Consider the following 6,713-nt stretch of genomic DNA (forward strand, 5'->3'; position numbering starts at 1 on the left):
TCAGTCGTCCCCGAAGATCCCGGGAACCGGTAGAGCGGTTCGCGCAGCCTGTCTCGCCTTGGCCAGCGCAACCAGCAGCAGCGCAATCACCAGCGCCAGCGGAATCACGGCCGTCAGCACCGGCCACAACACCGACGGAGCACCGGCCTGGGTGTCGCTACCCGCTCTCTCTGTGAGGACCGCGGCGTTGTAGTAGGCCTGTGCCAGGTACGAAGGCACCGCGCTCGTGGGCTGGAGGAACTGCACATAGTAGACCCGTGAGTTCGCCTCCCGGGCAATCTGTCTGGCGATCTCGCCCGGCTTGGACTGCGCGGCATTCAGCGGACAAACCAGCCCCTTCCACTCACCACTGCGCAGCCGCTTCAACACTTCCTGCAGATCGCCTGCACTGGCGAAGCTCGCACCCTCCGTCGGCAGCAGCACCTTCCCCACCTTCATCCCCACGTTCAGGATGCAGTCAGCCACGCCCGGCACCACAGCCACCAGGGTCTGCCCGGCGGTTCCCTGTGACCGAGCCATCGCCAGCCCGGCTGCCTGAGCCGCCCTGACTTCGGCGACAAACCGCTCGAGGTTGGTCGCGAACTGCGGCTCCTGAGGCGCAAGCTCCTGCAGCTTCGCACTCACCGCTCGCGCAATCGCGATGCCGTTGTTCAGCGATGCCCACAGACCATGAGGGTTGGCTGCCAGACCGGGCACATCCTGAAGTCGTGCTCCGTGCGCCTCGTAGTCCGGCCAGTCCACGCAGGGCTTCTCCGCAACGCTGCGCCGAACTTCTCCCTCAAACTCCACGTAGCGCGTCGCCGCACACACCAGCAGATCGGCCGTGCGCAGTCGCTGCGCCATGTCCACGGTCATGGTGAAGCTGTGAGGGTCGGCTCCTGCCGGCGCAAGGCAAGAGGCCGATACAGCGCTTCCCCCCACAGCCTGGACTATCGGCAGAACGTCGATGAGTGTGACAGCCACGCCCAACTGCGCGGCACAGACAGGTCCGCCTGCAAGTGCCGCCACGAGACCCAGAGCTACCGCCAACCTCCGTCCATCAAGAGCTACCGCCAACAGACTTCAACCGCCTTCACAGGTTGCCCCGCATGAGTGCTCGGCACTCACGCGAAGCTGGGAACCTCAAGCCACTCGCCATCACGCTTGGAGGACTCGTGCGCAACAATCCCGGGGACCGTCAGGTCCATGGCGCGGACCTCGTCGATGGGCATCCTGGCGCCCTGCTCGAGCGCACCGAGGAAGGCCTGCAGCAGCGAGTACTCCGCCGTCCCATGGCCGCCGGCCCGTGCGGACTCCGGCAGGTCGGGATTGGACAAGGGCACGTCGATGTCCTCACCCGTAATCGGCGACTGGCCCTGCACGTACTTCAGCCCCGGTCCCTTGGGGCCCCTGCGGTCGGTCTCAAGGTAGCCCTTTGTCCCGTACAGCGAATAGTAATGGATATGCGGCTCACGCGGCATCAGCGACGTGCGCAGCATCTTGATCGTCATGCCCTGCTCAGTCTGGAACAGCGCGACCTGCAGGTCGATTCCACCAGCACCCTCGACCTCGGGCAGCAGGTACCGAGTCTTGCCGAGCCCGCAGGCACGCACGATGCGATCGCCGGTGATCGTCAGGATCGGCCCCAGCGAGTGCGAGCAGTAATGCAGCGGAGCACGATTCGCACGCCACCTGTCCGCACCGGCCTGCTTGTCGTAGATGAGCTGGGGGATCGGGTGCAGGTACTCGCACTCCGCATACAGGACCCGGCCCAGTCCGCCGGCCTGCACCATCTCTTGCCACTGCGAGACGAAGTGCCAGTAGATGCAGTTCTCGGCGAGCATGTAGCTGCGTCCCGTCCGACGCACCGCGTCGACGATCTGCCGGCAGCCCTCCAGCGTATCCGAAGCCGTGACCTCACTCAGCACATGGCAGCCGGCCTCCACGGCCTTGACCGTCTGCTCGGCATGGACGGGAATCGGCGTACCCAGAAAGACGATGTCCAGGCCGCAGTTCAGGAACTCCTCGTACTCGGTGAACAGGCCCTCATCGCCCAACTTCAGCGTCCTGCCGAAGCGTTCCAGCGACTCCGGGTTCTGGTCACAACAGGCTACTACGTCACAGCGAGGCTCCTCACACAGCAGACGTCCGTACCCGGAGCCTCGGCCCACACCAACAAGACCGACTCGCCACTTGCCCGGCATGAAGGCGAACCACCCTTCTTTGTGTTCGTGTGTTCGGCGCTGCCTGAGCCACTCAAAAGGCTGCGGTGCTTTGGACGCTACGCCCGCCGCACCTGCAAGGATAGATAGGCCACGACTTCCCTGCCCGCACTGACGGCGCCGGAGTTCGTGTACGCGATCTGCGATGCCTGCGAAGCGCCCAGTAGCCGCGCTGCCGTCAGCATGGCGGCGACAGGGCCGTACCCGCACATCGTGATCCCGCGACGCTCCCGCTCCCGGAGCAACCCCTCCGGGTCCATCGCTTCCATACGCTCAATCAGGATCTGGTCCTGCCGGGCCGCCGTCTCGGGCGTCTCGAAGTGCGTCATGTCGGTGCTCGCAAGGATCACCGCATTGACGCCCTCCAACGCCTGGGCCAGCGCCCGACCCAGGCTGCCGACCGCATCGGCGTCCTGGTCAAGCATCATGATCGGCACGATCGGCATCTCCAGCCCGTAGAGGTGCTGGAGAAAGGGCACCTGCACCTCCAGGCTGTGCTCGCCGACGAACCCGCCGGCACCAACCTGCAGCCACGGGCAGAGCGCGATGATCCGGTCGGCTACCCGGGCGTCGATGGGAGACTCCCCGAGCGGAGTGAGCCACGAGCCCCGGGCCTGGATGGCGTCCACATACCGTCCTCGGCCATGATTGGGCCCCAGGATCACCAAGACCTCGGGGCGTCCATCGGCAGCCAGGGCCGCCATGCCCTTTGCCGCCGCCGGGCCTGAGTAGATGTACCCGGCATGCGGGCTGACCAGGCCGACGATCTTGCGCGGACCTTCCTCGTTGACCTGCGGCAGGCTGCCTGGACCTCGGCTGTCGAGGTAGCAGGCCTCAATCTGCCGCCGCAGGCTCTCGCGACCACCCTCGTAGAACATCCCGGCAACAGCCGGTCGACGCACCTCGCCCTCGCTCATCACGACCACTCTCCTGCATCTCAGGCAAGTTCGCGGCTCCCGAACCGTCGTGCAAGCCTTAGGCCTCTTCTGCGAGCTTCTGGACGGCTGCCGTAGCCTCGGCCAGCGGAACGACCAGCTCGGCCTTGTCGCGACGACGCCGCACTTCCACCGTGCCCTCCTGCGCTGTCCGCTTGCCTACAACAACCTGAATCGGATAACCAATCAGGTCGGCGTCCTTGAACTTCACACCGGGCCGCTCGTCGCGGTCGTCGATCATGACATCAAGACCCGCAGCAGACAGCTCAGCTTCGAGTTGGTCGGCCGCCTGTCCCAGATCATGCACCTGCGGGTCGAGCAGCAGCACCGCGACTTGGAAGGGTGCCACGCTCAGGGGCCAGATAATGCCGTTGTCGTCGTGGTGTACCTCGACCAGCGCCGCGACGGCACGGCTGACGCCCATCCCGTAGCAGCCCATAATGGCCACCTTCTCCTTCCCGTCCTCGTCGAGGAACTTGGCGCCCAGGGCCTCGGCGTACTTCGTCCCCAGCTTGAACACGTGGCCGATCTCGATACCCTTGTCGGTGCCCAGGTACCCCTCGCCGCACATGGGGCAGGGGTCACCCGGCACGGCATGGCGGATGTCGGCGAACCGGTCCACCACGAAGTCGCGCTCCACGTTCACGCACACCAGATGGGCGTCGTCCTTGTTCGCGCCGACGGTGATGTCGGTCATGTTGGCGATCTCGTGGTCGGCGATGATCTCAACCTCATCGGATAACTGGCACGGGCCGCTGAAGCCCACCGAGGCACCCGTAGCCGTGAAGACTTCCTCCGGGGTCGCCATGCGCAGCGTCGTGGCACCCAGCAGGTTCCTGAGCTTGAACTCATTGAGCTCGCGGTCGCCACGGACCATCGCTGCGACCAGCCGACCATCGGCGTTCAGGATCAGGGTCTTGGCCAGAGCCTCCGGCGTGGTCTGGAGGAACTCGCAGACCTGCTCGATGGTCTTCATGCCCGGCGTCTCCACCAGGGCCGAATCGCCACAGCGGTTCGGACCCTTCCTGGGCTCGGGCACCTTGAAGGTGGCGCATTCGGCATTCGAGGCGTAGTCGCACTTGTCGCAGATGAAGATCGTGTCTTCGCCCGCGTCGGTGAGGATCATGAACTCCCGCGTGTCGCTGCCACCCATCGACCCGGCATCGGCTCGCACCACCAGCACTGGAAGCTGCAGCCGTTCCATGATCCGCAGGTAGGCCTGATACTGCGCCTCGTAGGACGCATCGAGCCCGGCGCGGTCCACGTCGAAGCTGTACGCGTCCTTCATGGTGAACTCCTTGACGCGCAGCAGCCCACCACGGGGCCGCATCTCGTCGCGGAACTTCACCTGGATTTGGTACAGCGTCAGCGGCAGGTCACGGTACGACTTCAGATCCGTCGCGACGAGGTCGGTCATGACCTCCTCGTGCGTCGGCCCGAGGCAGAACCATCGCTCCGTCCGGTCCTGCACCCGGAAGGGAGTCGGCTGGAAGGTGTCCCAGCGTCCGCTCTGTTCCCACAGCTCGCGCGGCGCCAGAACCGGAAGATGGACTTCCAGCGCTCCGGCGCGTTCCATCTCCTCGCGCACAACGGTTTCGACCTTCCGCAGGACCCGCAGGCCCAGCGGCAGCCAGTCGAAGACGCCGGCGGTCAGCGGACGAATGAACCCGCCACGCACCAGCATCTTGTGGCTGGCAATCTCAGCCTCCACCGGCGCCTGGCGGAGGGTCGGAGCATAGTAACGTGAAGCGCGCAACAAAATCCCTCATTTCGCGGGCCCGACACGCAGCCGGGCCATGCCCGAAGGGTCTGCCCAATACCTCATGTCGAATCAGACCCGGGGGCCTGACGTTAGTCTGACGACCGCTATCCTCTCACCAGCTCACAAAAGCCGGGGAGCTTGAGCAGGGCGTTGCGGATTCCCAGGCGCGCGAGATTGCGGTCAGCGCCTGTCCGTGCCACCACTACCTCAAGGATTCTGCCCATCCTCTGTCCTTCCGTCAAGGCCGGCCATGTGGCCTCGGCAGACAGACTGCGGGCGACCTCCAGGAGCAGCTTCCCCGATCGCGTGCGTCCGTCGATGCGCGAGCCGAAGTCGATGGCCTTGGGGTCGACCAAGCGGCGAATCGTCGCCTCTGCCGCCCCAACCGTCGCCTTGCCCCTCTGAAGCGCCGAGGTGCCTTGCCGGCTCACGAAGGCCAGCTCCGGCCGCGCCTCAAGAGGAAAGTGCAGATGCCCCTCTTCCTCCCTCAGGCCAAGCTTGCGCTCGATCACCGGCCGGAAGTCCTCATTGATCTCGAAGCCCAGGCCGACGCGTCCTTCCTCCGCCGCCACCTTCACCGTTGTTCCGCTGCCCAGGAAGGGGTCCAGCACCCGCTCACCCACGAAGCTGTACATCCGAATCAGCCGCCGCGGAAGCTCCTCAGGGAAGGCCGCAAGGTGGCCGTTCTGACGCTCTCCAGGGAACCGCCAGTGACCGGCGAAGTACTCGCACCACTGCTCATGGGTCAGCCGCGAGGCTTTCTTCACTTCCCGACTGACCGCCGGTGCCTTCCCTGGCTTCTTGAACACGAGGATGAACTCGTAGTCAATCATGATCGCCCCGTTACGCGGATACGGGTACGAGCCCATCACGCTTCCGCCACCGGTAGTGTTACAGGTGGTGAGCTTCTGCCAGATGATGGCTCCCATGTAGTCCAGTCCGAGGCCTTCGCAGTGTCGGACGATCGCCTCGCGGATGGGGATGATCTTGTACCGGCCGTAGTAGGCGGCTCTCGCGAACTGGTCGCCGATGTTCACGCACAGCCGGCAGCCGGGGTGCAGCACCCGGGCACACTCACTCCACACCTGGTTCAGGTCGGCCAGGTACTCCTCATAGCTGTCATGGTAGCCGATCTGCCCCTCGCTTCCGTAATCCTTCAACTGCCAGTACGGAGGCGAGGTCAACACCAGGTGAACGCTGGCGTCCTCCAGCTCGGGCATATGTCGTGAATCGGCCAGGTAGATGCAATGCATGGGGAAAGATGAAGGCTTGGTGGGGCCCCGTATCCTCCGGCAGCCTCAGGGCGACGCTGGTCTCAGCAGGTCGGGCGCATTATAGCACACCGTCTCGCTCCCCTGCAGCCGTCAGTAACCTCCGGTGCAGGGGATGCTGCCCTTCGGGGCGAATCTCCTGCCTATCACCTTGCGCGGGAGGAAGCCCCATGTCTGACACACTCCGCAACTCCTTGCTCGCCGAGCTCCAGGCAATCCGGACCGTCGACTGCCATTCCCACACCTGCCTGTCCACCGAGTATGCCCAGCACGCCCCCTGGACGCTCTTCCGCCTCATGAGCTACTTCGAGCGCGACTTCGCCGGCGCTCTGGGCAAGAGCTCTCACGAGGCGTACCAGGACTGCACCGACGACGCGCAACGCTGGGAGATCCTTCGCGGTGTGCTCGACCGCTGCCGCAACGTCTCCTACTGGCGCCACAACCTGGTGATGTACCAGCGGTTCTTCGGGCTCGAGCAGGAGGAGCTCACCGACCACAACTGGGCGGCGGTGAACGAGGCGATCCAGCAGAAGACGGCGCAGCC

6 protein-coding genes are annotated in these 6,713 nt (G+C 65.1%); 1 reads left to right on the forward strand and 5 read right to left on the reverse strand.

Annotation, left to right across the window (positions count from 1 at the left end; translation table 11 throughout):
• From ABFE16_01000 to ABFE16_01020, 5 genes are all read right to left on the reverse strand, one after another.
• A complete protein-coding gene (locus ABFE16_01000; GenBank protein MEN6343843.1) occupies positions 1-963 on the reverse strand; it encodes a zinc ABC transporter substrate-binding protein in 963 nt (320 codons plus the stop codon).
• A gap of 140 nt (positions 964-1,103) precedes the next feature.
• Positions 1,104-2,183: a Gfo/Idh/MocA family oxidoreductase gene (locus tag ABFE16_01005; protein ID MEN6343844.1), complete on the reverse strand. Its 1,080-nt coding sequence runs from the start codon at positions 2,181-2,183 to the stop codon at positions 1,104-1,106.
• 77 nt (positions 2,184-2,260) lie between these two features.
• A complete protein-coding gene (gene amrB / locus ABFE16_01010) occupies positions 2,261-3,118 on the reverse strand; it encodes an AmmeMemoRadiSam system protein B (protein MEN6343845.1) in 858 nt (285 codons plus the stop codon).
• A gap of 58 nt (positions 3,119-3,176) precedes the next feature.
• Positions 3,177-4,892: a proline--tRNA ligase gene (locus ABFE16_01015; protein ID MEN6343846.1), complete on the reverse strand. Its 1,716-nt coding sequence runs from the start codon at positions 4,890-4,892 to the stop codon at positions 3,177-3,179.
• Between the two features lie 110 nt (positions 4,893-5,002).
• A complete protein-coding gene (locus tag ABFE16_01020) occupies positions 5,003-6,118 on the reverse strand; it encodes a site-specific DNA-methyltransferase (protein ID MEN6343847.1) in 1,116 nt (371 codons plus the stop codon).
• Positions 6,119-6,339: 221 nt separating this feature from the next.
• Between ABFE16_01020 and ABFE16_01025 the strand changes: the two genes are divergently transcribed.
• Positions 6,340-6,713 (forward strand): hypothetical protein (locus ABFE16_01025; protein MEN6343848.1); only part of this gene is annotated, 374 nt, incomplete at its 3' end.

This window comes from Armatimonadia bacterium, assembly GCA_039679385.1.
Lineage (GTDB): Bacteria > Armatimonadota > Zipacnadia > Zipacnadales > JABUFB01 > JAJFTQ01.